Here is a 25,602-nt window from a genome sequence, read left to right as displayed (position 1 = left end):
TGACGATTGAGACGGAAACGCACATTCGTTGCCGCGCCCCCGAGCGGTGTGCCGTCAGTCGGCGAAATGCTGCGCCGACAGCCACACCATACACACACTGGCCGGGAGGACACGTACTCGACGGCGCGCGAGGCACTTCGTCCACGACGTGCGAGCCCCCTTGCGGTTCGCGCCCCGCCGAGGAGAATTGGCCTCATGGACACCTCAACGACGAGTTCGTACACCGCGAAGCTGATCGACGGGCCGCTGGAGGGCAAGACGGTGGCCACCGCCTTCCTCGATACCGGGGATACTCGCCCACGCATCGAACTCCCCACTGAACACGGCAAGCACTACGTGTACGCACGAGGAGCGGGACTCGAGTTCGCGTCATCCGACGACGAGCGTCCCACCGCAGTGGAGTACCGCTTCGTGGAGACCGTTTTCGATTGAGCCCCGCGCCGGTCGTGACCGACGCACGGCAAGCGCGCACTCGCATCAGCCGCGCCATCCGGGAGGTCCTGCGCGAGCAGACGCCGTGAGCTCGAAGCCCGGCATCGCGGCGATGCTGACCGTGACGAATGCCACCGGCCCATCGCCGCCGCAGGATCCGAGTCGCGCACCGTTGCGCGTGGCGATCGCCGCCGCCAGTTCGCAGGGCACGCCCACGACGGCACCGGAGGTCGCGTCGGCCGCGGCCAGCGCAGCAGCATCGGCTGCATTGGCCGCTCGCTGCGAAAGTACGAAGATGCCGAGCACCGCGACGAATGCCACGGTCAACGCGGTGACCGCCCCGATGATGCCGAGCGCGAGCACCGATGCTGCACCGGAATCGCCGGCACGGTGCAGGCTGCGCAGCGTTCGCCGTCGAGGTGCGGGGCCCGAACCGGTCGGCGCACCCATCAGCGACCACCGGTGACGGCGCAGGATTCGGCGCGCAGCTGGATCGCGGCGAGCAAGCCCGCGCCCGAGGCGTCGAGCGTCGCGCAGACGAACTGCTGATCGGTGGCGACGGAGAGATCCGCCCCGCCCGACACCCGATCGGCGATGGCCGCCGCGACGCCCGCGGATTCGCCGCGGCCGAGTGCTCGAGCGGCGTCGGCTGCGGCATCCGTCAGCCGTACCTGTTGTGCGACGAGCTGCACTGAAGCGAGACACGCGGCGAGCACGAGCGCGATGGCCGGCAGCGCGACCGCGAACTCCGCGGTCACGCCACCGCGCTCGCCGTCAACCGACGGTGAGCGCATTCCGCACGAGGTCGGTGAGAATGCCGCGCACCTCGTCGCCACGAAGGATGAGCACCAGGAGTCCGGCGAACCCGACTGCAGCCATCGTGGCCACCGCGTACTCCGCCGTCGCCGCGCCGCGCTCCCCGGCGACGCGTCGGGCGACTCGCTCAGCGACGTGGCGCATTCGACTCCGGAGCGCTGCCGCGCGTCGGTCTCGACTGTATGGATGTTCGTGCATGGTGTTCCTTTCCTATGGTGCCGGCGGACCGGCATTCGAGTGGCACGAGTCGGTACGGTCACAGGGCGTCTCCGAGAGTGCCGGTGATGACCGAGATCATGAGGGGCGCGACGCCGAGCAGCACGAAGGCCGGCAGCACGCAGAGTCCCAGCGGGAGCATGAGCCGTACGCCGAGCGCGGCGGCGCGTTCAGCCCCGGCGGAACGCGCCGCTCGACGCAGACGGAACGCCTCTGCGCGGAGGAGTTCACCGACGGGGGCGCCCGCGCGAGCAGCCAGACCGAGCACCGCCTCGACTTCGCTCCCGTCGCCCGCGTGCGGAACGTGCTCCTCGATCGAACGACGTGCGAGCTTTCGCGCGAGGTCGATCGACGTTCCACTCGACATCGCGATCGCGAGCAGCTCGAGTTCGAGCCCGGCATCGAGCCGTGAACGCCCGGCACGGGCGGCGAGCGCGGAATTCCAGCGCTGGCCGATGCAGAGGCACACGATTCCGAGCAGCAGGCAAGCGATGCCGATCGGGTTGCCGAAGAGCACCCCGATCGTGTCGAACCCGAGTGTGGCCCCGAACACCAGCGCGATCGCGGGCAGCGCCATGACGAGACGGGCGCTCGCGGCCGGACCGGCGAGTGCCGCCCGCACCTCGCGCCGCAACTGCGCCTCGTCGCGCAGCACCACCGCGAGGGCGCGCAGGCTGCCGGCGAGCGGAGCTCCAGACTCGGCCGCGACCGACCACGCCGCCGCGAGCACCGGCCAGGCTGTCGATGCCTCCGGGTGCTCGCGTCGCGCTGTGGCGATGGCCGGGGCAACCGGGTCGCCGCCGTGCGCCGCAGACGCAGCCATCGCGAGCACCCCGGCGTCAGCGTCGGCTGCCGAGTCGACGCCGACGTGACGCCACGCGCTCGACGCCGGTACGCCCGCCGCGAGCAGCACCGCAAGCCGCTCGGTGATCGCGGCGATCGCGTCGACCTCACCCGCCGGATCGCGCCGTCGTCGCGCGAACCGTCGTTGCAGCCGGGTCATTGCGCGGAACCGCGTCGCCCGGGGCATCCGCTCGCTCACATCGCCTCGACGACGAGTCGGTCGCCGCGCTGCTCGAACCGCCCCATCTGCGCGAGCCTGCGCCTGCCGTCGACCCGCTCGAGATGCAGCACGAGGTCGAAGGCGCTGACGGTCTGCCGGGCGAGTGCATCGGGCGAGAGCCCGGCGATCGATCCCAGCGCCTCGAGGCGCGCCGGCACGTCGGCAAGCGAGTTCGCGTGCAGGGTGCCGGCGCCGCCGTCGTGACCGGTGTTGAGTGCCGCGAGGAGTTCCCGGAGTTCGCCGCCTCGGCATTCGCCCACCACCAGTCGATCGGGACGCATGCGGAGCGCCTCACGGAGCAGTGCATCGAGACCGACCCGACCGCTGCCCTCGAGGTTCGCCTGTCGCGCCTCGAGCGAGACGACGTGCGGGTGCTCGACCTGAAGCTCGGCGACATCTTCGATGATCACGAGCCGCTCATGCGACGGTGCCTCAGCGAGGAGCGCGGCGAGCAGGGTGGTCTTGCCGGTGCCGCCGGCACCGGTGACGAGCAGGTTCTTGCGCGACGCCACGGCCACGCGGAGCTCGCTCTCGTGCGCGGCATCGACCATGCCGGCCCGCGCGAGCGCGGCGAGCGAGAACCCGCCGGGGCGTGGAACCCGCACCGAGATCGTCGTGCCCGTCGACGACACCGGCGGCAAGACGGCGTGCACTCGGATGCCGCGACCCAGCCGCACATCGACGGCCGGCGTCGCCTCGTCGATGTGCCGACCGCCGCGTGCGATGAGACGCACAGCCAGCGCGCGCACCTCGGACTCGTCGGCCGCCCACGAGGGCTCGTGTTCGGCACCCGAACCCCGGTCGATCCAGAGGCCTCGGTCGCCGTTCACGAAGAGATCGGTGACGGGACCCGTCGAGGCGAACGGCTCGAGCGGGCCGAGGAGCGACAGATCCACGGCGCCGGCCCTCGCAGGGTCGGCACGCGCAGCCGCGTCGAGCGCTCCACCTTGCGAGATTGCGGCGTCGGCCGACGTTTCGCCCGAAGCCAGCGCCACCTCTGCCCCCGGCTGACCGGTGCCGCGCGGCGCGTACGCCAGTTCGGCCGCAGTGGACGCCGGGGGCTCGTGCTGCCAGGAGGGCGACGCCACGAAGGGAAGGGTCATGTGGCGAGCGTAGGAAGGGACGACCGGCAGAAGACACGGGATCGACCGCAGGTGGGAAAGGAATCTCGCTCACGCGGTTGTGGAGGAGGACTCGAGGCTCACACGCACCGGGACACGGTTGCAGGAAGTGCTGCCCTGACGTATCGCGCAGCTGGATCGCCGGTTTGCCGCCCCGGAGACGGAAAGAGCCTCCCCCACACCGTTGTGGAGAAGGACTCGACCCGTCGGCCGCCGATTTCGCGGCGGCCCATTAACGAAAGGGGGCGGCACCCATTGGGGGGAACAGGTGCCGCCTCGGCAGCGCAAGGATTGGGGGGAATCACGAGCGCTGCAGGCCTCGAAACGAGTGTTCGGGCGGTAATCAGCATACGGCTTGCAGAAGGATGCGCAAGCATTTTTTGTCCTCATTTGTGCCGACATACAGATTTCTCTGCGCTTGCACACAGGAAGCTGGTCCAATCATCCACCAGAACGCCCCGCGACGCACTGCGACGACGCGATTCCGCATGCACTCGAGCGGCCGGTAGTCTGCTGCGTGGGCAGGCGACCCATCAGAAGTAGCACTCGCGAAGGAGCGACTGAAGAACCATGACCGTTCAGATCGACCACGCACTCGAAGAGATCCGGCGATTCCGCCCGAGTCCCGAGTTCGCCGCCCAAGCCGTCGCCGACGCACGACTCTACGAGGAAGCCGCGAGCGATCGCCTCGGCTTCTGGGCCGAACAGGCCCGAGAGCTCCTGACATGGAGCACCCCGTTCACGCAGACTCTCGACTGGTCGAACCCGCCCTTCGCGAAGTGGTTCCACGACGGAGAGCTGAACGTCGCCTACAACTGCCTCGACCGGCACGTCGAGGCCGGTCTCGGCGATCGCGTCGCCCTCCACTTCGAGGGCGAGCCCGGCGATAGCCGTGCGATCACCTACGCCGAACTCACCGCAGAGGTCAAGCGCGCCGCGAACGCACTGCTCGCACTCGGCGTCAACGACGGCGACCGCGTCGCGATCTACCTGCCGATGATCCCCGAAGCCGTGGTCGCGATGCTCGCGTGCGCACGCATCGGCGCCGTGCACTCCGTCGTGTTCGGCGGCTTCTCGTCGAAGAGCCTTCAGGCGCGCATCGACGACGCTCAGGCCGAGGTCGTCATCACCGCCGACGGCGGCTACCGCAAAGGCAAGGCCTTCCCGCTGAAGCCGACCGTCGACGAGGCCATCGAGGCAGCCGAGACCACAGTGCGCTCCGTGCTCGTCGTGAACCGCACCGGCGGCGATGTCGCCTGGACCGAGGGTCGGGATGTCTGGTGGAGCGAGCAACTCGCCACCGTCGAGGCCGAGCACGAGGCCAAGGGCTTCAATGCGGAGCATCCGCTGTTCATCCTCTACACCTCGGGCACGACCGGCAATCCCAAGGGCATCCTGCACACCTCGGGCGGCTACCTCACGCAGACCGCGTTCACCCACAAGAACGTGTTCGACCTGCACCCCGAGCGCGACGTGTACTGGTGCACCGCCGACGTCGGCTGGATCACCGGCCACTCGTACGTCGTCTACGGACCGCTCGCGAACGGCGCGACACAGGTGCTCTACGAGGGCACGCCCGACACGCCGCACCCCGGCCGCTGGTGGGAGATCATCGAGAAGTACAAGGTCTCGATCCTCTACACGGCGCCGACCGCGATCCGCTCCTTCATGAAGCAGGGCCGCGACGTCGTTCGCGACTTCAACGTGCGTTCGCTCCGCGTGCTCGGATCGGTCGGTGAACCGATCAACCCGGAAGCGTGGATCTGGTACCGCCACGTCATCGGCGGCGGTTCCATCCCCGTGGTCGACACGTGGTGGCAGACCGAGACCGGCGCGATCATGATCTCGGCGTTGCCCGGCATCACCGACCTCAAGCCAGGTTCGGCGCAAGTGGCGATCCCCGGCATCTCGCTCGACATCGTCGACGACGAGGGCACCCCGATCGAGGGCGAAGGCGGCGGCCTGCTCACGATCACCGAGCCGTGGCCGTCGATGCTGCGCGGCATCTGGGGCGACCCCGAGCGCTTCAAGGAGACGTACTGGGAGAAGTTCGGCGACAAGTACTTCGCCGGCGATGGCGCGCGCCGCGACGAAGACGGCGACATCTGGCTGCTCGGCCGGGTCGATGACGTCATGAACGTCTCGGGCCACCGTCTGTCGACCGCCGAGATCGAGTCCTCGCTCGTCGCCCACCCGTGGACGGCCGAGGCTGCCGTCGTCGGGGCATCCGACGAGACCACCGGCCAAGCCGTCGTCGCCTTCGTCATCCTCAAGACGAGCCAGGCCGACCGGGTCACCGACATCGCGGAGGCGAGCGACGAATTGCGCAAGCACGTCGCGCAGCAGATCGGAGCCATCGCCCGACCTCGCCAGGTGTTCATCGTCAACGAGCTGCCCAAGACGCGCTCGGGCAAGATCATGCGACGACTGCTGCGCGACCTCGCAGAGGGTCGCGAGATCGGCGACACGACGACGCTCGCCGACACCTCGATCATGCAGGTCATCAGCGAGCAGGTGAAGTAGGGCAACCACCGCTACCAACGACGGATGCCGCGTCGGGAGCGATCCCGCCGCGGCATCGGTCGTTCGTGCCTGTTGTTCGTACCGTGTCGGCCTGCTACTCGAACTCGACCACGAGCTCGAGCTCGACCGGCGAGTCGAGGGGCAGCACGGCGACGCCGACGGCCGAGCGGGCGTGGCGCCCTGCATCGCCGAAGATCTCGCCGAGCACCTCGGACGCGCCGTTGATGACACCCGGCTGGCCGGTGAAGGCCGGGTCGGATGCCACGAAGCCGACGAGCTTCACGACACGGGTGACGCGGTCGAGCGAACCGATCTCGGCGCGCACCGCCGCCAGGGCATTGAGTGCGGCGGTGCGAGCGTACGCCTTCGCGTCGGCAGCGGGAACCAGTCCGGGCCCGTCGCCGACCTTGCCGGTGGCTGGCAGCGCGCCCGCGGTGAAGGGCAACTGCCCCGAGGTGTAGACGTGCGCGCCGGTGATGACGGCGGGCACGTAGGCCGCGACGGGTGGTGCGACCTCGGGCAGGTCGATGCCGAGTTCCGCCAGGCGCGCTTCGATCGCGGCCATCAGGCCTGACCCTCGAACTGCTTTGCGGCCTGGGCTGCCGCGGCAGCGCCGGCGGATGCCGCAGCGGACGACTCGCCACCGGTCGGGCGCTTCAAGTAGGCGACGAGCCCACCCTCTGGTCCCTGCACGATCTGCACGAGCTCCCACCCCTCTGAGCCCCAGTTGTTCAGGATCGCCGCCGTGTTGTGAATCAGCAGCGGGGTGGTGATGTACTCCCAAGTCGCCATGGGTTCCTCATCTCTTTAGGGTCGCTCGGTCGCGACGAGTGATCGTGCACGTTCCGGCGAGGTCGATTGGGCGCGGAATCCGCGGGGATCGGCGCGCCTGCGCCACGAAACGGCCGACGACCTGCATAGCGGGATTTGTCAGCCTTCTCCGTTAAGCTCCACTATATGTCTGCCCAAAAACGTACGATGAGCGACGTCGGCGTCGGAATTCTCGGCTTCGTCGGCATGAGCGCTCTCGCCGGCGTGCTCGTCACGGCCGCCGTGACTCCGGCCCTCGCCGTCACCGGTATGGCCGCGAACAACAGCATCTCCGTGTTCGAGAACATGCCGAGCTATCTCGAGATCGGCGCGCTCGCAGAGAAGTCCGACATCTACGCGACGGCGGCCGACGGCTCCCCAGTGCTCCTCGCCTCCTTCTTCGACCAGGACCGCGAAGAGGTCGCCTGGGAGCAGATCAGCCAATACCTCAAGGATGCCGCGATCGCCGGTGAGGACCCCCGGTTCTACGAGCACGGCGGCGTCGACGTGCAGGGCACGCTTCGCGCGGCCCTCAACGAGTACGTCATCGGCGGAGCCACCCAGGGTGGTTCCTCCATCACGCAGCAGTACGTCAAGAACGTGCTCATCAACAATGCCGTCCGAAAGTACGCCAACGAAGAGGAGCGCGAGAAGGCGATCGAAGAAGCGACGAAGACGTCGCCCGATCGGAAGCTCAAAGAGATCCGGCTCGCGATCTCGGTTGAGAAGGAGTATCCGAAAGACGACATCCTGAGGGGTTACCTCAACATCGCCGCTTTCGGTGGGCGGGTCTACGGCGTCGAATCCGCAGCCATGTACTACTTCGGAAAACATGCGGTCGACATCAGCCTGCCCGAAGCGGCGAGCCTCATCGCGATGACGAACAACCCCGAGAAGTTCCGACTCGATCGCCCCGAAGACGAGGAGAACGGCGCGGCCAGCGTCGATGCGGCCGGAACCCCGACACCGTACGCGGCCAACAAGGAGCGGCGTGATTACATCCTCGACCGCATGCTCGAGTACAAGAAGATCACGCAGGAAGAGCACGACGCCGCCGTCGCCACGCCGATCGCCCCGGTGATCACCGAACCGAGCACCGGCTGCCAGTCAGCGCCGAACGGCGCCGGGTTCTTCTGCGACTACGTCAAGAACGTCATCCTTCAGCACTACGACAAGCCCGAGACCGAAGATCTTGACGAAGGCGTGCAGATGCTCGAACAGGGCGGCTTGCAGGTGTACACGACGCTCGATATGGACCTGCAGTCCACCGCGGACACCGCGATCCGCGAACTCGTGCCGTTCGCCTCATCATTCGATGTCGGCGCGGTCTCCGTCTCGGTACAGGTCGGCACCGGCCGCGTTCTCGCCATGGCGCAGAACAAGGATTACTCCAACGATCCTGACGTGATCGCCGCAAGCGGCGGTACCGCGTCGGCCGTCAATTTCAATACCGACCAGGCCTACGGCGGCTCGTCAGGCTTCCAGCCCGGCTCGACGTACAAGATCTTCACGGTCGGCGAATGGCTCGCCGAAGGACACTCGCTGAATGAGAGCGTCGACGGGCGCCGCAAGTCGGACTGGGGCACGTTCCAAGACAGCTGCAACGGCCCCCAGTCAGCGCCCGGATGGAACCCGAAGAACGACGAGGGCGGCAACGGCGGCAGCATGACCGCCCTGCAGTCGACGATCAACTCCACGAACACGGGCTTCGTCGCCATGGCGAAAGAACTCGACCTCTGCGGTATCCGCAAGACGGCGGAGTCCTTCGGGGTGCACCGCGCAGACAGCGCCCCGCTCGTACAGAGCCCGGCTACGATCCTCGGCACCAACGAGATCGCGCCGCTCACCATGGCCGCAGCGTTCGCCGGTGTCGGCGGCAACGGCAACGTCTGCAAGCCGATCGCGATCGACAAGATCATCGACGGTGCTGGCAACGAGGTTGCTCCCCCGACGGCGGATTGCGCGCAGTCCGTCGACCCCAATGTAGCCGCCGGCATGGCATATGCCATGGAACGCGTGCTGAGTCAGGGATCCGCCACCAGTTCGAATGGACGCACCGAGCCGTGGGTCCCGATGGCCGGCAAGACCGGAACCTCCGACAACAACGAAGCCACTTGGATGAGCGGCACGTCGACGAAGGTTGCCACGGTCGCCGGGGTGTTCAACGCGAGTGGCCACGTCAACCTACGGAACGAGTATTTCGACGCCGGGCAGGCCGCGCAGATCCGACACTATATCTGGCCGCGCGTCATGTCCGTCGCGAACGCGAAGTACGGCGGCGACGAATTCCCTGATCCTGCCGAGGGCGCCCTGAAGAACGTACAGACCGAAGTGCCGAACGTGGTCGGGCTCTCACTCGACGCCGCAAAGCAAGCGCTCGAATCGGCCGGCTTCGGCTTCGAACACGCGGGCGACGTCGATTCAGACCTTCCGCCGGGCACCGTCGCCAGCCAAGACCCCAGCGGATTGGCCGGTCGAGGCTCGACCGTCCGCGTTTCTACGAGCAACGGTCAAGGTGTCACCGTGCCAGACCTCACCGGCATGACGAAGGATCAGGCGAAGGCCGCGGTCGAACAGGTCGGGCTGAAATTCCAGGGCGGCGGCGGCGGCCAGAGCGGTACCGTCAACGGCCAGACGCCTGCGGCGGGCACCGCCACGAAAAAGGGTGAGACTGTCAGCGTGACGTATGCTGCTGGACTCCCCACTCTGCCCCCGGCCGACGATTAGCCGGCAACCGGTGACGAAGACTCGAACCTCACCGGTTGCGGCGATCGCCATCGCGATCGCCGCAGCCGGCGCCGCCGCGTTCGCCTGGGGCAGCCTCGTCGAGCGCACACGCTGGACGCTCAGACAGGCCGACGTTCCGGTGCTCCCTCCAGGCGCTGCGCCGATCCGCGTGCTGCACCTCTCCGACCTGCACATGGCGCCGTGGCAGCGCGACAAACAGGAGTGGGTGCGAAGTCTCGCGAACCTGAAGCCCGACCTCATCGTCGACACCGGTGACAATCTCGGCCACGAGCGCGGCATCGAGGGCATTCGTCTCGCATTGGAGGCGTTCCGCGGTGTGCCGGGAGTCTTCGTCAACGGTTCGAACGACTACTTCGGGCCGCAGCCGAAGAACCCGTTCGCGTACTTCACCGGCCCGTCACGACTCGGGCCACGGGCGAAGGTACTCGACATCGCCGAGCTGCACGCTTTCTTCGACGAGCTCGGCTGGCACGATCTCGACAACACCGCTGTCGCGCTCGACCTTCGCGGTACGCATTTCGAGTTCTTCGGCGTCGATGACCCGCACAAGGGATACGACCGGCTCGATCTCATCACGGCGGCGATCGACGAGTTGCGCGCCGACGACCCGCTCGGCGACGAGACTTGGCCCGACGAGGCATCCGCCGCCCGCTCCACCGTGACCGTCGGCGTGACCCACGCTCCGTATCAACGCGTGTTGAACTCGTTCGTGAATCACGGCGCCCAGCTGATGCTCGCCGGTCATACGCATGGCGGGCAGGTGTGCGTGCCCGGGTTCGGTGCACTCGTGACGAACTGCGACATCCCTCGCGACCAGGTGAAGGGGCTCAGCGTCTGGCGGCACGGCTTCCGCTCTGCGTTCCTCAACGTTTCGGCCGGACTCGGCACCTCGATCTACGCTCCGGTGCGGTTCGCGTGCCCGCCCGAGGCCACGCTGCTGACGCTCGTACCCACCGAATAGTGTGATCGGGCGGTGGTCGGGCCACCGTCATTTATCGGCTATTCTTGATGAGGCCCGCAAGGGCCGACCCGGGGTGTGGCGCAGCTTGGTAGCGCGCGTCGTTCGGGACGACGAGGTCGCAGGTTCAAATCCTGTCACCCCGACCGGGTGAGAACCCCCTCCTCACGGAGGGGGTTCTTCTGTTTCCGTCCGGTGGATCGAGCGAGACTCGGGCTACGGGCGACCGAGGCCGCGGAACTCCCAGCCGGCGCTGCGCCACGCAGCTGGATCGAGCACGTTTCGGCCGTCGATGATGCGGCGCCCCGCGACGAGCGTCGCGACATGGGCAGGGTCGAGCGATCGGTACTCTCGCCATTCGGTGACGAGCACTACGAGTTCGGCGCCGTGGAGTGCATCGCGCGTCGTCGACGCGTACTCCAGCTGTGGGTGCCGCGCGCGCGCATTCTCAACACCGTGGGGGTCGGTCGCAATGACGTCGGCGCCGAGGCCATTCAGTTGAACGGCGACGTCGAGGGCGGGCGAGTCGCGCACATCGTCGGATTCGGGCTTGAAGGTGACCCCGAGCACCGCGATCTTCTTGCGGTACACCGAACCCCCGAGCGCTGCCACTGCGAGGTCGACGACGCGCTGACGCTGACGCAGGTTGATCGTGTCGACCTCTTTGAGGAAAGCGACGGCGTCTCCGCGTCCGAGCTCTTCGGCGCGTGCGGTGAACGCGCGGATGTCTTTCGGCAGGCAGCCACCCCCGAACCCGACGCCCGCGTTGAGAAAGCGCCGCCCGATGCGCACATCGTGCCCGATGGCGTCGGCAAGGGCCGTGACATCCGCGCCGGTCGCATCGGCGATTTCGGACATGGCATTGATGAAGCTGATCTTCGTGGCGAGGAACGCGTTCGCAGCGACTTTCACGAGCTCGGCCGTCGCATAGTCGGTGACGATTCGAGGTGTGCCCGCTTCGATAGCGGCACGGTAGACGTGATCGAGCACCGATGCCGCGTGTCCCTCGTCGTTCGTCGCGACCCCGTAGACCAACCGATCGGGTTCGAGGGTGTCCTTCACGGCAAACCCCTCACGTAGGAACTCCGGGTTCCACGCGAGGCTCGCGTGCGGTGCCTCCTCGGCCAGGCGCGCGGCGAGACGCGCGGCCGTACCGACGGGCACGGTGCTCTTGCCGACCACCAGCGAGCCTTCGGCGAGGTACGGCAGCAGCCCACTGAACGCAGCATCGACGAACGAGATGTCGGCCGCTGTCGTACCGGCGGCTTGCGGCGTGCCGACGGCGACGAAGTGCACCTCGGCATCCGCAGCGTCCGCGATGTCGGTGCTGAATCGCAGCCGCCCGGTGGCGGTCGCCGATTTCAGGATCTCGGGCAGACCGGGCTCGTAGAACGGCGGCCGGCCGGCCGTCAGCGCTGCGATCTTGCGTTCGTCGACATCGATGCCGACGACCTCGTGGCCAAGCTCGGCCATTGCCGAAGCGTGCACTGCACCGAGATACCCGCAGCCGATGACCGAGATGCGCATTGAGAGCCCTTCGTTCGGGGTGGATTCTCATTCTCTCGTACGAGCCGCCCATTCTCCTTTCCAGTCCCCGTGGCGCCGCCTAACATGGCTGGGATGGAGTCGAACGACGAGCGAACATCGGATGCCGCGACGGGGGTCGTCGACCCGGCAGACCCGCCGCGCGATCGCCTGCACCGGATCGCCCGCATCCTGCTGGTGCCGTACTTGGTCGTGGTCGCGCTCATCGTCTTCTCCCCCGCCCAGGACGCCGCTCGGGTCACTGGGTTCGTGTGGTGGGCAGCAGACTCGCTGGCTTCGTTCGGCGTGCCTCGCCAACCGGCGGCCGTGGCGCTCGAGTTCACCGCGAACATCGTGCTGTTCGCACCGATCGGTCTGCTGGCGAGGCTGGCGTTCGACCGCGTACCGGTGTGGATGATCATCGCTGCCGGATGCCTCGGCAGCACGGTCATCGAGCTCGTTCAACTCGCAATCCCCTCGCGGGTGGCCACGGTCTCCGACGTCATCGCCAACACCCTCGGGGTCGCACTGGGCGCAGCATTCGCGGTCGTGGCACGCTCGACCGGCGGTTCACGTCACGTCGCCGGCTGAGCGGCGCGACCGCCCGCTCAACACGCCCAGCGCCCACTCCAGCGGACCGCGGCCGATGAACCGCCGCCACAGCCACGCGAAGAGCATCGATCCGACGATGAGGCCAACGACCAGGGCCCACGAGTTGTCGGTGAGCACTCCGGTCTCGGGGTCCGTGCGAACCGCCGACGCGATGACGACGAGGTGCACGGTGTAGATCGTGAGCGGCATCGAGCCCATCGCGGTGACGGGTGACGCCAGTGCAGTCGCGACTCGGCGCACACCGGACCACGCGAGACCGGTGAGCCAGAGCAGCACGGCCAGCACGGCGGCGCCGACGCCGACGTTGGCGAAGGTTTCGAGCGAGGCGCGCAACGGCACGGACCACGCGGCATCCGACGCCAACTCCGGCGCGGGCAATGTCGCCGCGAGCGGCAACAGCACCCATGCGGCTGCGAGACCGAAGAGGCCGGTGAGCGCGACGGTTCGGGCGGACCCGAGGTCCAGCCGTGCGAGCGCGAGTCCGATGAGCATGACCGGCACCCAGACGATCACCGGGTACGCACCACCGACGACCCAATCGGCGAGGATGCCGAACGGAGTTGCACGGACGTCACCGGCGAATTCGGTGCGCGTGGCGATCTCGGCCAGCGCGGGCGCGACCGCGAGCAGGCCGATGCCGAGTCCGAGGGTGACTCGGGGCGGCAGGAAGAGCAGCGGCAGCGTGATGAGGAAGGCAAGGCCGTAGACGTCGAGGATGATGTATACCAGCGGGTGCAACGTGTACGCGATGGTCAGCCCCAAGACGATCAGCGCGATCGCACGGATCGCGATCTGCCGGCGCAGGATGCCGCGGGATCGCCCCTCATCGGGCATCGGACGGGTGCCACCGGTGATGAATCCGAGCCCCACGCCGGCGGTGAGAGCGAAGAGAAGTCGGGGCCGCTCATCGGCGACGGCGAGAAGCGCGGCGATTCCGGCGTCGTCGGCGGCAGGAGCGACGTGCGCGACGAACATGCCGATCAGCGCGAGCCCTCGCGCCGTGTCGACGCCGATGACGCGCGACGTGGTCGCCGTCAGCGCCATCGGTGGTGGTGGAACGCCAGCGCGCGGTGGAGTCCCGGATCAGCTGATCCGGGACTCCACCGCGCGAGCGGGAGGCCGCGGGACTGCTCAGCGGTGCGCTGCAGCAGACTCAGGCCTGGTTGCGGCCACGCCGCACGGTGTTGAGAACGACGATGAGTGCCGCGCCGAGCAGCAGCGCGCCGCCGGCGATCCAGAGCCACAGCATCGGCATGTCGTATCCCGTCGCGGCGATACCGGTGCTGGCGGCCGAGTCGGCGGGAACCACGGTCAGTGTCCCCGTGGCGACGTACTGACCCGCTGTCGCGGTGATCGTGTAAGTGCCCGGTGTGTTCGACGAAACGTTGTACGTCACCGAGCCGGACGCATCCGTCGGCTTCGCGGCGCTCGATGCCTTCAGTACCGCCAAGGTGACGGCGTCTGGCGCGGTTGCCGTCGACGGTGTGCTGGCCGGCAGCCCGCTGAACGTCATGGTGCCGACTTCGCCGACCGTGAGCGTGAGATTGGTTCCCTGGCCGGTGTAGCCGGCTGCCTGAGCGACAGTCGGCGCTGCGATGAGCGCGACAGCCGCAATGGCGACGGTCGCAAGAATCTTTCTGATCATGATTGCGTTTACCCCCCAGTATTGCTTCATGAGCGCGGAGAAACGCCTGATCGGAGTCCCCCCGGAGGTGCCACCTCCCCGAAAGATGACACTCCATCACCATAGGGCAGAGTCACAGGAAAGCGCGACCCCGGATGTTACTGGTGTGTAAACGAGTGGTGTCGCTTCGATGAGGGGCTTCTTCTCACCCGCTTCGCCGCCGAGGAACCCGAACCGATACTCGGCGCTCTCCCCCGGCGCCAGCCGGGCGACGACCTTGCTGAGCGTGTATCCGGCGTCAGAGGTCGGGTGGTACCCCGTCGGCTCGCCGTTGAGCATGACGCCGAGGTTGTATGTGCCCTGAGCGCTGTAGACGTGCACGGATGTGGTGATCGAGCCCGGTGGTGTGCCGAATCGGCCACCCCCGGTCACGTACGCGGTCAGGCTCGTTGCAGCGTCCGCCGGCGCCGTATTCGTCAACCGCACCACGATCTCATAGTTCGGCAAGCCGTCGTTCCGGCAGGTGACCGAGCCGACGCCGAACTCGACGTCGAGATATGTGTCCATCTTCGACCCGGTCATGTCGTTGAGATAGACACCGAACGCTTGACGCCCGTCATCGCTCACCGGCAGCCCGCCGGCGAGCGTCGTGTCGGCGAGGATCGCCTGCTCATCGACATTCGCGTTCCAGATCAGGATGCGGCGCTCGGCGCCCGCCTGAGCGAGCGCCTGGATGAGCGGCTCCGGTTGGATGCCTCCAGCCGTGATGGCGCCGAAGGCGGCGGCCGCGACTTCTGCGAAGATCGCATCCTGCTGTCCGACCGGGTACCGCGCATAGACATCGCGCAAGAGGAACTGCACGGCGTTCTCGCTCGTGAGCACCTCGCCGGTGCCGAGAGCGATCGGCCCGGTCGCCCGAAGCAGATAGCTCAGCGTCACCGGGTCGACCGCGACGACGGACTGCACCTCGGTGCCGAACTTCCGCTTCCATATCTCGCGGGCGATCGTTGCAGCGAGCGGGAACTGCGGCGTGAAGTTGACGTCCTGGATGTAGCTGGCCGTGTTGTCGCCCCACAGCGCGCGCGTTTCGATCGGGAGTTGCACGACCGGCGGGGTGTACTTCGGAAAGTCGCTCGAGCTCGCCTGTTGTGCCATCGTGACCGCCCCGCCCTCGGCGTGGAGTGTGGCAAGAGCTCCGGAGACGCCACCTGTCGAGCGCAGTTCGGCGTTGTTCTGGAACAGGAGCAGCGTGTCACGAGGTCCGTTTGCACCGAGCATCGCGGGCAGCAGCTGCGCAGCACGATCGAGCCCGGCAATCGTCGCACCCGTCTCGACGACCATCGCTGTCAGTTCGTCGCGCGCATCGGCGAGCGGTCCGATCACCTGCGCTTCGGCGACAGTATCGACCGCGAGCGCCGCCTTTGCTCCATCGAAAGCCACTCGCGCGGCGTGCACGGCAGGCTGCATCTCGACCAGCGGCTGCAGGTTGACGCCCCCGCCCGAAGGGGCGAACGCGGCAACGTCGACGGCGCCCGCACTGGTCGCCAACGGCACGACGGCGTCGCGGGCGATGAGATCGACGGATGCCGCCATGACGCGCATCACTTCGAGGTTCGGCCCGACGAACGGCACGAGTTCGGCGCCGCGCCAGATCGGGTCGCCCGTCAACGAGGCAGCGGATGCCGCGCGGCCGGCCAACTCGCCTGCCGAACCCTGCGCGGCATCGGCGTCGCCGTCGATCACCAACTGCCGAATCGTCGTCGCAAGGGGAACAGCGGCCTCGAGTTCGCCCTTGGCGAGGAAAGCCCGAATGCCCACCCAGGCGGCGGCGAGCACGAGGAGCGTCCCAACCCCGACGGCGGACCAGACGAGGATGCGTCGGCGACGTTTGGCGCGGCGTGCCCGCCTCGATCGGTGGTGGTGGTGGTGGTGGGAGCGGCCGGAACTCGAATGATGCCGATCCTGTGCCGAAGCGGGTCGACGCGATGCTCGTGCATGGCTCGACTCGCTGCGTCGATCGGACGACCCATCCCCATGGTTCCGACTCGACGACTCCCCACCCCCGGAAGACGGCGTCACGATCAGTAGCGTAGCCCTGGTGCGCGGAGAAGGGGAGGCGCCGTTCCGATGGAGCGATACCGTGCAGCGATGACCGGCATGAGCGCGAAGATCACCATGAATGGAAGGACCTCGACCGACTGATAGACGAAACTCTGCGCCAACGCGCCGACGAGTCCCGCACGAAACCACGGAGTCTTCGACGGACAGGCACGCACGCTTCCGATCATCACCGCGTAGAAGGCGATCAAGCCGACGAGTCCGAAGTTGATCAACTGCTGCAGCACGCTCGACTCCGCCACGCTGCTCTCGACGCTCGCGAAGTTCCCGGTGACGTTGGTGTAGACACCGGTCTGACTCCCGACGACGAGCGGCGACGCGAACCACTCGCCGAGCAGGTGACTCCACTGACCCAGGCGAACCGCATTTCCAGCGCCATCCGCCTGGAAGATGCTGAGCATGCGACTCAACAGCAGATCGGATGGCCCGGCGAGCGCGAGCAGCAGTATGCCGACCACCACCACCACGAGGAGCTTGAGCTTGCCGTTCAGGTCTCGCATCAGCACGAAGCCTGCTGCCAGGCCGACGATGCACAGCACCAGCCCGGACCTGGAGAGGCTGGCGGCGACCCCGACGAAGCTGAGCAGTCCGACGACGAGATAGCTCGGCCGCCGCGTCTGCGCGTAGATGCCGAGCAGTGCGAATGCCAGGAGGGAGAGGGCGATCGGGTAGTGCAGGAAGCTCCCGGTCAGCGAGGCAGGTCTCAGCGTCGTTCCGAATGTGCCGGAATCGTTGCCTTGAAAGACTCGGAAGCCGAGATACTGCTGACTCAGGGCGACACCGATCATGATGACGGCCACCGCCCTGACGACAGGCCCGACGGCGATGCGAACGACAGCCGCGAACTCGAAGCTGTTGCAGGCGATCAGGATGACCACGTAGAAGCACATGACGACGACGTAGAGCCAGGCATAGTCGATGCCGCTCACCACCGACGAGACCACCATCGATGCCAATGCCGCAAGCAGGAAGAGGTACGCGGCGACCAGGTTCGGCGTGAGCCGCCTCGTGGATCGAGCGCCTGTGGCGAGCAGGACTCCGAGGAACAGCGCGATGACGGCGACCTGAATGCCGTATGCGAGCGACTTGCCGACGATCAGCTCGATTGCGCCGCGGGACACCGTCGTCAGGAGCGTCACGAAGAACAGCGCCGTCAGCGGAGCGGAGTGTCCGGGAACGGCGAGCGTACGCTTCTCAGCAACGACGGCATCGTGGCGAACGACCATCACTCGGCCTCCCCCCGACGTCTCCGCCAGATCAGGCCGGCTGGGTAGCCGAGCATCTTCGCGACATCACCGATGACGACGACCAACGGCGTCAACAGGAATGATGCGGTCGGATGGCTGACGACTGGACCTCGACGCCGTTCGACCCGTCGGAAGAACTTCGCCAGGTACGCCACTCCGCCGGCGCCCAACGCCGCGATCGGCCAACCTGATCCTTTGCGCCACGCACTCGAGAGCAGTACGGCACCCACGACATAGGCCAGGTACCGCGCGATGTGGCGGCGCGCGAACAACCCCGATTTCCCGTCACCACGCGCGTACCGGTAGTACTGTCGACCGAAGGCGGCGAGCGTCGGGCGAGCGTCCCAACGAACCACTGCCGTCCTTGCGAATGCGAAGACGGCCCCGTTGTGCTTCGCTTGAAGATCGAAGATCAGGTCCTCGCAGTAGTCCAACCACTCCGGATATCCCCCTGCATCAACCCATACCTGACGCCGGAACGCGACCGAACGGCTCGAGGGCAGGAACGTCTCCGGATCCACCTCCGACGCAAGCGGAGTGATCACCGCCCCGATGGTCGAAGCGATGAATGTGCCGGGTTGCGGCTCGAAGAAGCCGCTCACGACGGAGACGCCGGGTTCCATCTCCTCGGACAGCCGTTCCAGCCAATCCGGCATCAGATCGGTCCCGGCGTCGGTCACGGCGATCCACTCGGTTTCAGCCTCGCCGATCGCACGATTCCTGCCCTCGGAGATGTTCGCCCCGGGAGCTTCAATCACCACGAGACGCGTTCCCGACGGAGGATTCCACGCGTGCAGGAGCGCCACCGTCTCGTCGCGTGAACCACCGTCCGCGACGATGACCACCGTGGGCATCAGTGTCTGCCGCTCCAGAGCGGCGAGAAACGTGGGGATCGTCGCAGCCTCGTCGAGTACCGTCAAGCACAACGAGATCTCCGGAGACTCGCGCTTCTCGCGTGCGATCTCCTTCACCGTGGTTCCCCAGCGTTCGTGGTGCGGTCGGAATCTCGATCGACCCGAGCCGATGACGAGGTCGGGGTACCGCGAGTAGAACTTCGCCATGGACGCGAACTCCAGCAGCCAGGGTCGCAGGCTCGGGCGCATCGTGTCGCGCGACCACGAATGCTCCCACCTCGCATCCCCGATGATTCTGACGGTCAGGCCCTCGCGCCACGCGCGGAGCCCGAGATCGGAGTCTTCGTAGTAGACGAAGAAGGTCTCGTCCCACGGGCCGCGCGGGCCCAACTTCATGAAATCCTCCTTCGTCGCGACCACCGATGCACCGATGAACCAGGCGACGTATACGTTCTCGCCGGCGCCGGCGTAGACGTGATAGCGCTCGATCGCGCGGCGCCGTCCGAGGCGGCTGAGGAGCTTGTTACTGAACGACGGCGCGAGCCGGCCGTTCGGCTGGAGGGCCCCGCCGCCGAACGTCAATTGCGGCGAGACCAACCCGCCGCCATCCCCCAGCGCTTTTTCGAGCACCGGCAAGGAGTCGAAGTCGACCGTGACGTCGGGATTCACGAACGCGACGTACGTGCCTCTCGCCACCTGGAAGCCGATGTTGTTGGCTGCCCCGAAGCCGATGTTCTCGCCGAGCGGCAGCACGTGCGCGCCGAGGCTGCGTGCGACATCCACCGAGCGATCCGCGGAGTCGTTGTCCACGACCAACCACTCGACTCCTTCGGGGAGCGAACCGGTCCAGTGCGCGCGAAGAGTCTCGGCGCTATTGAACGAGACGGTGATGATCGACCATCTCATCTCGCTTCGCGCCCCTTCATCGCCATGACCTTGCCATTCCCTCATCGGTCGTGCCCTCCGTACATCCACCGTTCCGCGAGCGCTCGGCCGCCGGTCGTCGGCATCGCAGGCCCTGCGCCGGGGAGCCCGGTGCGGATGGCGAACGTCAACGCCTCTTTCGCTGCCACGACGTCTTCAGCGGGGACGACGGTTTGGGCGTGGCTCCGCAACCACTCGGCCAGCCCCGTCTGGTCGGTCGTCACGAGATGGCAGCCATGAGAGAGTCCCTCGGTGATGCTCAAACCGATCTGCTCGCGCCAACGTCGCATCGGTCTGGGCAGGGTGACGAGGATGCCTGCCTCAGCCAGAAGTCGATGCATCTGCGAACGGGAGGCTCCCGCGATCAGATGCACGCCCGGGTAGCGTCGCGCCATCGACTCGACATCACTTCGAAGTGGACCGTCTCCGCAGACGGTGAGAATCGCATCGGGGACCTCGTTCAGGACATCCGGCCAGATTTCCAGCACCACGTCGAGGCCCTTTCGTTCCTCGAACGGACCGAGAAACAGAACGGAGTGCGCGATCTTGTCGACGCCTGACATGCAGGAGCAGTTCGGCGCCAGCGGTTCGAAGACGCGAGAGCGCGCCGAGACCCGCTCGCGCACAGCCCCGTTGAGTCCCTCAAGGTAGTTTCGCCGCGCTCCGTCCGTGCCGAAGGCGACGCGATCCAGAAGATGAACGTAGGGAGATGCGACCAACGACAGGAGCCGACGCCGAACCAGAGCGGGCAGCCGGCTCGGAAGTCCGAGCAGGAGCGAGCTGTCGGCGTTCTCGATGGCGTACGTGACGATGTCCAGTCGTCGTCGGGTGAGGGTCGCTCGAAGTCGCGCTGCCAGAGCGAGGAGCGTCACGAACGGGAGCTGCGTGATCCAGAACGGCTCGGGCAACGCAAGGGTCTCGTATTCCCAGCGCAGGATTGCCCGCAGGACGGCGGGCCTTCGCGCTCGTCGATACCGTGTTCGATCGATGATCGACTCATCGATGTACTCGCCGTACAGGTAGAGCGTCGTGGAGTCCGGCGAGCCTTGGAAGCGTTCGATGTACGCGCTTCGCATCGCAGGCATGAACCGGAGATAGCGACGGACCGGCTGTCGCGATCGTGCATCAGATTCCCCCCGGTCTGGTGCTGTCGTCGCCACTACCGTAAGACCTCCGCTGCTTCGACGAGTGCGGACCGAGCACACTCGATGCCGGGACGAAGCCGATCGAGCTCGGCCGCCATCCCGTTCGGATCTGACTGTCGTGTGCCGTTCCCCAACAGGTCCCTCCACCCTGCGACGTCTGGATTCTCCGAGCCCACCGAGGCGTAGTAGTCGAGGTACTTGTAACTCGCCTGCGTGCGGTGGTCGCCGAAATCGATGAGCCGGCCGGGCCGATCCATAGAGTGCGCGAGGATCACTCCGTGCAGACCCGAACTGTAGACCCGGTCGACGGACAGAATCCCCCTGAGCATTTCTCGCGGCTCGGTGGTCGGGGACAGTATTCGATATCCCCGCTGTTTGAGCATCCCGATCCGCTGCCGCCCCGAACGGTTGTTGTACACGGTGAAATGCGGAATGACCGCTGAACCGCCCGTGCGGGCCGGGCGATCGATGACGAGATGGTTCGCGAGGAGCCCGGGATCTCCGACCGGAACGCCGACATCGAGACGGAGTTCACGCCTGGACATGGGTCCTCGCACGGCGACGAATCGCGCGTCGTTGGTCGGCGGCGTCAGGCCGAGCTCCCCGAGCGGACGGTTGAGTCCGCTGCCCCAGACGTAGCCGCGCCCGTTCCCAGCAAGGTACGCCGCGATCACCGAACCGACGGCGACCACGTCCTCCCGACCGATCGCCGCCCAGGCGACCCGTCGCCCGGTGACGGCTTCGAGCACCAACGGACTCAGCTCGTCGCCGAAGTTCGTGAACGAGCGGGACGCACCCCGGAGCGCCATCCATGCCGAGACATGATGTCTGAGCTCGGCGCTCATCGTCGTCGCCGATCGCTTCGGCGACCACCAATATGCGCGCAACGGATTCTTGGCCACTCAACCTCCCCCGGTTCAGTGAATGGACAACCCACCCGATCGCCACCCTACGATGTCATCGTCGTCATGGATAGGCTGATCGCAGGCGTAGGGGGGCTCCGCCGATCGAACCGACACGTGAGGACGCACATGCGGTTACTGTCTGTGGCATTCGTGACGAGAAGCACCGCAGACAACTCGCTGGGTCGCACATACAGCTTGTGGCTGCTGGCACAGCGACTGGGCTGGCGGGCGCGGGTCTACGCAACGCACGGATCCTCCGTCTGGGGGCCGCTCCAGGGCACGGACTTCGCGAACACCGTTCACCGTGTCGACCCGACCGCCATCACTGCGGGCGAGGTCTTCTCGGACGTCGATCTGATCATCGCCGTGAAGCCGCTCAGGGAGACCTTCGGCCTTGCACACGTCGGCGCCGCTCGAGCCGGACGACCGTTGCTCCTCGACATCGACGACCCCGATCTCGAAGGCCGCCTCTCGTTCGAGCGTCCGATCCGGGCACTTGCGCGAGAATTGCGCTATTTCCGACGACAGTCCGCGATCCGTGAGCTTCGACGCCTGACGAAGACCGTTCCCGTCCTCGTCAGCAATCCGGTGCTTCAGGCACGATACGGCGGAACGGTGGTCGGGCACGCCAGGACCCCCGATCTGCCGGGCGACATCCGCGACACGACGAGTCCGACCGTCGCCTTCGTCGGCACAGACAACCCGCACAAGGGCCTCGCGGTACTTCGTGCCGCTGTCGCGAGGCTGGCGTCGAGCGGGTTTCGCCTCGTCATCACCGCAGCTCCGCCCGCCGACGCGAGCCCCTGGGAACGCTGGGTCGGGCAGACGTCGATGGCCGATGGACTGGCACTTGTGCGAGCTTCGGACATCGTTGCCATTCCCAGTCTGGATCGGGCCTTCGCCCGCGGCCAGCTTCCTGCGAAGGCGATCGACGCGATGTTCGCCGCCCGAGCAGTCGTCGCCTCGGATATTCCCCCGATGGGCTGGGCGCTCGATGGGAGCGGTCTGCTCGTCGCGCCGGGTTCAGTCGACGAACTCGCCGGCGCACTCGCGAGGCTTGCAGATCCCAGCCTTCGACGCACGCTCGGCGAACGGGCCCGACAGTCCGGCATCGATCGGTTCTCCGTCGATGCCCTCGCAGGACCGTTCGAACGAGCGTGCCGAGCGGCGGCCCTGGTGCACCCTGAGAGCGAGCGAAGCTCGTGAGCGAGGCGGGAGGGTCGAACGGAGCGATCGCGCTCGTCGGCGCGTACGAACGCGACAACTTCGGAGACCTGCTCTTCCTCGAGCTCACCCGAACGTTGCTTCACCCTCGAGAGACCCTCGCGACCGCGCCGATTTCGGCGGATGTCTCGGCGCTGGGGGTCGTCCCGGGCGAGGTCCTCGAGTACTGGCCATTGCTGCATGACAGAGCGGCACGTGCACTGTGGGTGGTCGGCGGCGAGGTCGGTGGAACGTCCATGGAGTCCGCGCTTCATATGGCCGGCGGCACGACGGCCGCACCGCGTGCGCACAGCCGCTGGGCATCGCCGTACCTCCCTCGGCCATCGGCATTCGGGCGAAGCATGGACATCCCGTTGATCGTGAACTCGGCGGGGCTCTCAGGTATCGACGGCCTCAAGGGCTCGCGACGCATCGAGGCGGTGGCGGCGCTCCGCGAGGCGGATTTCATCGGCGTTCGGGATGTCGCGTCGAGCAGGCTCCTCGAGCGTGAGGGAATCACTCACTCCCTCGCTCCAGATCTCGTGCAGGCGATCTCGCTGCTCGCTTCGAAGCGCCTCGGCAGGGCGCGCACACCTCCGTACGCGGTGTTCCAGATCAAGGAGAAGTGGGTCGCCCAGGCGGGCACGGACTCGGTCGTCTCGGCGATTCTCGGTAGTGGACTCGCGGAGATCGGCCGGTTGACACTCATGCCGGCAGGTTTGGCGCCGGGCCACGACTCGTCACTCAGCTATTCACGGATTCGCGAGCGCCTCCTCGAACGATCGCCGACCCTCGAGGTCGAGTATTCCGATGACGCTGACCCGTTGAAGAAGGCGGACCTGGTTGCCGGCGCCGAACTCTTCGTCGGCACCTCGCTGCACGGCCACATCATTGCCTCCGCGTACGGCGTGCCCCGAGTCTCCCTTCTGCTGAACAAAGTTCGCGCGTATGCCCGAACGTGGGATGACGAGTCCCCCACGATGGTCCAGCTCGGCGACCTGGCGCAGGCCACTCGCACCGCCCTGCGTCTTGGCGGATCCAGCTCGGATCTCCAACGCGCGGCGGAGATGACGAAGCTTGCGATGGCGAACGCACAACTCGCGGTCGCCGCGGTGGAGGCACCGACGAGTGGGGAACGAGCCGCGGAGCGGATGGCGAGCAGGCAGCGCGTGGCCCGCGAACTCTCGGGACCGCGAACACAGCTCATCGATCTCGCGTCGGATGTCCGTCGTCGTCTTCGCGGGCGGCGGCCCTGCCGGTGAATTCTCCGAGGTCGGCACCGTGACGAGCGATCTAGGAGATCGCGCCGCCCGCAGCGCCCGCCATCTCAGTACCGGGCAGATCGCACGATTCGCGCTTCACGCGGCCGGCCTGCTCATCCTTTCCCGGCTGCTGCCACCCGAGGACTTCGGATACGTGGCGATCGCCACGACGATCCTCGCGGTGACGGAGACCGTGCGCGACCTGGGACTGTCTGCCGCGGCCATCCGTGCACCCGAACTGAACCAGGGCCAGCGGGACGCGCTCTTCTGGATCAACACCGGCATCGGCGCCGTGATCGGCGCGCTCCTCCTCGGTTCATCGGGATGGCTCGGCGGCCTCTTCGATGAGCCGGCGCTCGTCGGGGTCGTGCAGGCGATCGCGGTCGTGCCGTTGATCAACGGTGCCACGACCCAGTACCGAGCAAACTTGCAGAGGTCGATGCGCTTTCGCGCCGTGGCCACGATCGATGTGCTCGCAGCGGTGTCGGGTCTGGCCACCGCGATCGTGCTCGCGCTGGCCGGGGCCGGATACTGGGCACTGGTGGCGCAGGCGGTGGTGATTCCCGTGGTGACGATGGTCGGTTCGATCGCGGTCGGTCGGTGGGTTCCGGGTCTCCCGCGCCGGGCACCCGGAACGGGCGCACTGCTCGCGTTCGGAATGCACGTGTCGGCGTCACAGATACTGATCCAGGTCGGCAATTCGATCGACACGCTCGCGGTCGGATGGACGAGCTCGGCGAGCGCGGTCGGCTACTACAACCGTGCCTATCAACTGGCCGTGTTGCCGATGTCGCAGATCCGGGCGCCCGCGACCATGGTCGCAACATCGGTCCTCAGCAAGCTTCAGGGCGAGAGAAGCCGGCTCGCGTCGTTCGTCAGAACAGGTCAGACCGCGCTGCTGCTCGTCACGCTACCGATCACGGCGACGATGATCGCAGCACCTCACCAGGTCGTCGAGGTCGTTCTCGGCCCGCAGTGGATCACAGCAGCGCCAGTCGTGGCCGTGCTCTCGGTGGCAGCGGCGATGCAGGGGTTCGCAGTGGTCGCCAACTGGATCTTCGTCTCGACCGGCAGTGGTCGCTCGCTGAGCGCCTACTCGCTCGTCTCACTCGTGCTGAAAGTGGGCGGAGTTCTCGCCCTCGCATGGGCGGGGCCGCTCGGTGTTGCCGCCGGTCTGACCGCGGCATTGGTCCTTGCAGCCCCGATCGCCCTCATCTGGGCCACCCGGTCCGCGGGGATACGAGTGGCGCCCCTGTTCCTCAACGCTCTGACCCAGATGACGGTCGCGGCAGTGGCATCCTGCGTTGCGTGGCTCGCCACATTGCTCCTGCCCGAGGCGCCCGCCTTCGTCGGTCTCCTTCTTGCCGTCTCGGCTGTGGTCGCGACGTACACCGCCGCCGCGCTGATTCCGGCGATCCGCACGGAGTACGCAGGGGTCATCGCCGTGGCGCGTCGCTCGTTCAGCCGTGGCTGACCTGCGCAGCGCTTGGGGTTCCG

General features: G+C 67.1%; 23 protein-coding genes and 1 tRNA gene. 9 read left to right on the top strand and 15 right to left on the bottom strand.

Annotated elements, in window-relative coordinates; genetic code table 11:
• Positions 1–195 precede the first annotated feature (195 nt).
• Complete coding sequence (locus AC6CH0_RS10605; protein WP_498100487.1) at positions 196–432, top strand: hypothetical protein; 237 nt, start codon at positions 196–198, stop codon at positions 430–432.
• Positions 433–477: 45 nt separating this feature from the next.
• Here the strand turns inward: AC6CH0_RS10605 and AC6CH0_RS10600 are convergent, their stop codons facing one another.
• The 5 genes from AC6CH0_RS10600 to AC6CH0_RS10580 all read right to left on the bottom strand — a co-directional run bounded on the left by AC6CH0_RS10600 (position 478) and on the right by AC6CH0_RS10580 (position 3,630).
• Entirely contained in the window at positions 478–882 is a 405-nt protein-coding gene (locus tag AC6CH0_RS10600) for an Rv3654c family TadE-like protein (protein WP_498100485.1), read from the bottom strand.
• Positions 882–1,190 carry a TadE family type IV pilus minor pilin gene (locus tag AC6CH0_RS10595; RefSeq protein WP_498100483.1) on the bottom strand — a complete coding sequence of 103 codons (309 nt, stop codon included), beginning with the start codon at positions 1,188–1,190 and terminating at the stop codon, positions 882–884. The genes AC6CH0_RS10600 and AC6CH0_RS10595 overlap by 1 nt, the downstream gene beginning before the upstream one ends.
• A 16-nt stretch (positions 1,191–1,206) precedes the next feature.
• Positions 1,207–1,392, bottom strand: a complete 186-nt coding sequence (locus AC6CH0_RS10590) for a DUF4244 domain-containing protein (protein ID WP_498100481.1) — start codon at positions 1,390–1,392, stop codon at positions 1,207–1,209.
• 112 nt (positions 1,393–1,504) lie between these two features.
• Entirely contained in the window at positions 1,505–2,467 is a 963-nt protein-coding gene (locus AC6CH0_RS10585; RefSeq protein WP_498100479.1) for a type II secretion system F family protein, read from the bottom strand.
• Positions 2,468–2,502: 35 nt separating this feature from the next.
• Positions 2,503–3,630, bottom strand: a complete 1,128-nt coding sequence (locus AC6CH0_RS10580) for a TadA family conjugal transfer-associated ATPase (protein ID WP_498100477.1) — start codon at positions 3,628–3,630, stop codon at positions 2,503–2,505.
• 588 nt (positions 3,631–4,218) lie between these two features.
• On the opposite strand from AC6CH0_RS10580, the gene acs reads away from it, so the two are divergent.
• On the top strand, positions 4,219–6,171 hold the full coding sequence (gene acs, locus AC6CH0_RS10575) for an acetate--CoA ligase (protein WP_498100475.1): 1,953 nt from the start codon (positions 4,219–4,221) through the stop codon (positions 6,169–6,171).
• Between the two features lie 94 nt (positions 6,172–6,265).
• Here the strand turns inward: acs and AC6CH0_RS10570 are convergent, their stop codons facing one another.
• Entirely contained in the window at positions 6,266–6,736 is a 471-nt protein-coding gene (locus AC6CH0_RS10570) for a RidA family protein (RefSeq protein WP_498100473.1), read from the bottom strand.
• Positions 6,736–6,963, bottom strand: a complete 228-nt coding sequence (gene sp36 / locus AC6CH0_RS10565; RefSeq protein WP_498100471.1) for a Sp36 family protein — start codon at positions 6,961–6,963, stop codon at positions 6,736–6,738. Before sp36 ends, AC6CH0_RS10570 begins: the two co-directional genes overlap by 1 nt.
• A gap of 186 nt (positions 6,964–7,149) precedes the next feature.
• On the opposite strand from sp36, the gene AC6CH0_RS10560 reads away from it, so the two are divergent.
• The 3 genes from AC6CH0_RS10560 (at position 7,150) to AC6CH0_RS10550 (ending at position 10,833) form a co-directional block, all read left to right on the top strand.
• Positions 7,150–9,708, top strand: a complete 2,559-nt coding sequence (locus tag AC6CH0_RS10560) for a transglycosylase domain-containing protein (protein WP_498100469.1) — start codon at positions 7,150–7,152, stop codon at positions 9,706–9,708.
• A 10-nt stretch (positions 9,709–9,718) separates the two neighbouring features.
• On the top strand, positions 9,719–10,690 hold the full coding sequence (locus AC6CH0_RS10555; protein ID WP_498100467.1) for a metallophosphoesterase: 972 nt from the start codon (positions 9,719–9,721) through the stop codon (positions 10,688–10,690).
• Between the two features lie 69 nt (positions 10,691–10,759).
• Positions 10,760–10,833 (top strand) — tRNA-Pro (locus tag AC6CH0_RS10550).
• 70 nt (positions 10,834–10,903) lie between these two features.
• Here AC6CH0_RS10550 and AC6CH0_RS10545 read toward each other — a convergent pair.
• The gene (locus tag AC6CH0_RS10545; RefSeq protein WP_498100465.1) at positions 10,904–12,214 is read right to left on the bottom strand and encodes a UDP-glucose dehydrogenase family protein; all 1,311 of its coding nucleotides are present in this window, start codon (positions 12,212–12,214) and stop codon (positions 10,904–10,906) included.
• A 93-nt stretch (positions 12,215–12,307) separates the two neighbouring features.
• Between AC6CH0_RS10545 and AC6CH0_RS10540 the strand changes: the two genes are divergently transcribed.
• Positions 12,308–12,802, top strand: a complete 495-nt coding sequence (locus AC6CH0_RS10540) for a VanZ family protein (RefSeq protein ID WP_498100463.1) — start codon at positions 12,308–12,310, stop codon at positions 12,800–12,802.
• Here the strand turns inward: AC6CH0_RS10540 and AC6CH0_RS10535 are convergent.
• From AC6CH0_RS10535 to AC6CH0_RS10505, 7 genes are all read right to left on the bottom strand, one after another.
• Positions 12,782–13,867, bottom strand: coding sequence for a heparan-alpha-glucosaminide N-acetyltransferase domain-containing protein (locus AC6CH0_RS10535; protein WP_498100461.1), 1,086 nt, complete (start codon positions 13,865–13,867; stop codon positions 12,782–12,784). The genes AC6CH0_RS10540 and AC6CH0_RS10535 overlap by 21 nt on opposite strands.
• Positions 13,868–13,976: 109 nt before the next feature.
• Positions 13,977–14,468: a hypothetical protein gene (locus AC6CH0_RS10530; RefSeq protein WP_498100459.1), complete on the bottom strand. Its 492-nt coding sequence runs from the start codon at positions 14,466–14,468 to the stop codon at positions 13,977–13,979.
• Positions 14,469–14,564: 96 nt separating this feature from the next.
• Positions 14,565–16,283 (bottom strand): DUF4012 domain-containing protein, encoded by a 1,719-nt coding sequence (locus AC6CH0_RS10525; RefSeq protein ID WP_498100457.1) that lies wholly within the window; start codon positions 16,281–16,283, stop codon positions 14,565–14,567.
• A gap of 245 nt (positions 16,284–16,528) precedes the next feature.
• Entirely contained in the window at positions 16,529–17,791 is a 1,263-nt protein-coding gene (locus tag AC6CH0_RS10520; protein ID WP_498100455.1) for an O-antigen ligase family protein, read from the bottom strand.
• Positions 17,791–19,572: a glycosyltransferase gene (locus tag AC6CH0_RS10515; protein ID WP_498100453.1), complete on the bottom strand. Its 1,782-nt coding sequence runs from the start codon at positions 19,570–19,572 to the stop codon at positions 17,791–17,793. The genes AC6CH0_RS10520 and AC6CH0_RS10515 overlap by 1 nt, the downstream gene beginning before the upstream one ends.
• A gap of 41 nt (positions 19,573–19,613) precedes the next feature.
• Complete coding sequence (locus tag AC6CH0_RS10510) at positions 19,614–20,675, bottom strand: glycosyltransferase (protein ID WP_498100451.1); 1,062 nt, start codon at positions 20,673–20,675, stop codon at positions 19,614–19,616.
• Positions 20,676–20,749: 74 nt separating this feature from the next.
• A complete protein-coding gene (locus AC6CH0_RS10505) occupies positions 20,750–21,580 on the bottom strand; it encodes a glycosyltransferase family protein (protein ID WP_498100449.1) in 831 nt (276 codons plus the stop codon).
• 210 nt (positions 21,581–21,790) lie between these two features.
• Between AC6CH0_RS10505 and AC6CH0_RS10500 the strand changes: the two genes are divergently transcribed.
• Genes AC6CH0_RS10500 through AC6CH0_RS10490 form a run of 3 tightly spaced genes read left to right on the top strand, consistent with a single transcriptional unit; the run spans position 21,791 to position 25,579 of the window.
• Entirely contained in the window at positions 21,791–22,846 is a 1,056-nt protein-coding gene (locus AC6CH0_RS10500) for a glycosyltransferase (protein ID WP_498100447.1), read from the top strand.
• The gene (locus tag AC6CH0_RS10495; protein ID WP_498100445.1) at positions 22,843–24,105 is read left to right on the top strand and encodes a polysaccharide pyruvyl transferase family protein; all 1,263 of its coding nucleotides are present in this window, start codon (positions 22,843–22,845) and stop codon (positions 24,103–24,105) included. Before AC6CH0_RS10500 ends, AC6CH0_RS10495 begins: the two co-directional genes overlap by 4 nt.
• Positions 24,065–25,579 carry a lipopolysaccharide biosynthesis protein gene (locus tag AC6CH0_RS10490; protein WP_498100443.1) on the top strand — a complete coding sequence of 505 codons (1,515 nt, stop codon included), beginning with the start codon at positions 24,065–24,067 and terminating at the stop codon, positions 25,577–25,579. The genes AC6CH0_RS10495 and AC6CH0_RS10490 overlap by 41 nt, the downstream gene beginning before the upstream one ends.
• Positions 25,580–25,602: the final 23 nt, after the last annotated feature.

The sequence above is a fragment of the Agromyces sp. GQ35 genome (assembly GCF_059758475.1).
This window is presented reverse-complemented; position numbering and strand designations above follow the sequence as displayed.

Coding starts and splice junctions, on each gene's coding strand:
- AC6CH0_RS10545 (WP_498100465.1), bottom strand. CDS start 12,214: ATGCGCATCTCGGTCATCGGCTGCGGGTATCTCGGTGCAGTGCACGCT.
- AC6CH0_RS10515 (WP_498100453.1), bottom strand. CDS start 19,572: ATGAGATGGTCGATCATCACCGTCTCGTTCAATAGCGCCGAGACTCTT.
- acs (WP_498100475.1), top strand. CDS start 4,219: ATGACCGTTCAGATCGACCACGCACTCGAAGAGATCCGGCGATTCCGC.
- AC6CH0_RS10590 (WP_498100481.1), bottom strand. CDS start 1,392: ATGCGCCACGTCGCTGAGCGAGTCGCCCGACGCGTCGCCGGGGAGCGC.
- AC6CH0_RS10560 (WP_498100469.1), top strand. CDS start 7,150: ATGAGCGACGTCGGCGTCGGAATTCTCGGCTTCGTCGGCATGAGCGCT.
- AC6CH0_RS10540 (WP_498100463.1), top strand. CDS start 12,308: ATGGAGTCGAACGACGAGCGAACATCGGATGCCGCGACGGGGGTCGTC.
- AC6CH0_RS10520 (WP_498100455.1), bottom strand. CDS start 17,791: ATGGTCGTTCGCCACGATGCCGTCGTTGCTGAGAAGCGTACGCTCGCC.
- AC6CH0_RS10530 (WP_498100459.1), bottom strand. CDS start 14,468: ATGATCAGAAAGATTCTTGCGACCGTCGCCATTGCGGCTGTCGCGCTC.
- AC6CH0_RS10605 (WP_498100487.1), top strand. CDS start 196: ATGGACACCTCAACGACGAGTTCGTACACCGCGAAGCTGATCGACGGG.
- AC6CH0_RS10490 (WP_498100443.1), top strand. CDS start 24,065: ATGTCCGTCGTCGTCTTCGCGGGCGGCGGCCCTGCCGGTGAATTCTCC.
- AC6CH0_RS10510 (WP_498100451.1), bottom strand. CDS start 20,675: ATGCCTGCGATGCGAAGCGCGTACATCGAACGCTTCCAAGGCTCGCCG.
- AC6CH0_RS10600 (WP_498100485.1), bottom strand. CDS start 882: ATGGGTGCGCCGACCGGTTCGGGCCCCGCACCTCGACGGCGAACGCTG.
- AC6CH0_RS10570 (WP_498100473.1), bottom strand. CDS start 6,736: ATGGCCGCGATCGAAGCGCGCCTGGCGGAACTCGGCATCGACCTGCCC.
- AC6CH0_RS10585 (WP_498100479.1), bottom strand. CDS start 2,467: ATGACCCGGCTGCAACGACGGTTCGCGCGACGACGGCGCGATCCGGCG.
- AC6CH0_RS10535 (WP_498100461.1), bottom strand. CDS start 13,867: ATGGCGCTGACGGCGACCACGTCGCGCGTCATCGGCGTCGACACGGCG.
- sp36 (WP_498100471.1), bottom strand. CDS start 6,963: ATGGCGACTTGGGAGTACATCACCACCCCGCTGCTGATTCACAACACG.
- AC6CH0_RS10505 (WP_498100449.1), bottom strand. CDS start 21,580: ATGAGCGCCGAGCTCAGACATCATGTCTCGGCATGGATGGCGCTCCGG.
- AC6CH0_RS10580 (WP_498100477.1), bottom strand. CDS start 3,630: ATGACCCTTCCCTTCGTGGCGTCGCCCTCCTGGCAGCACGAGCCCCCG.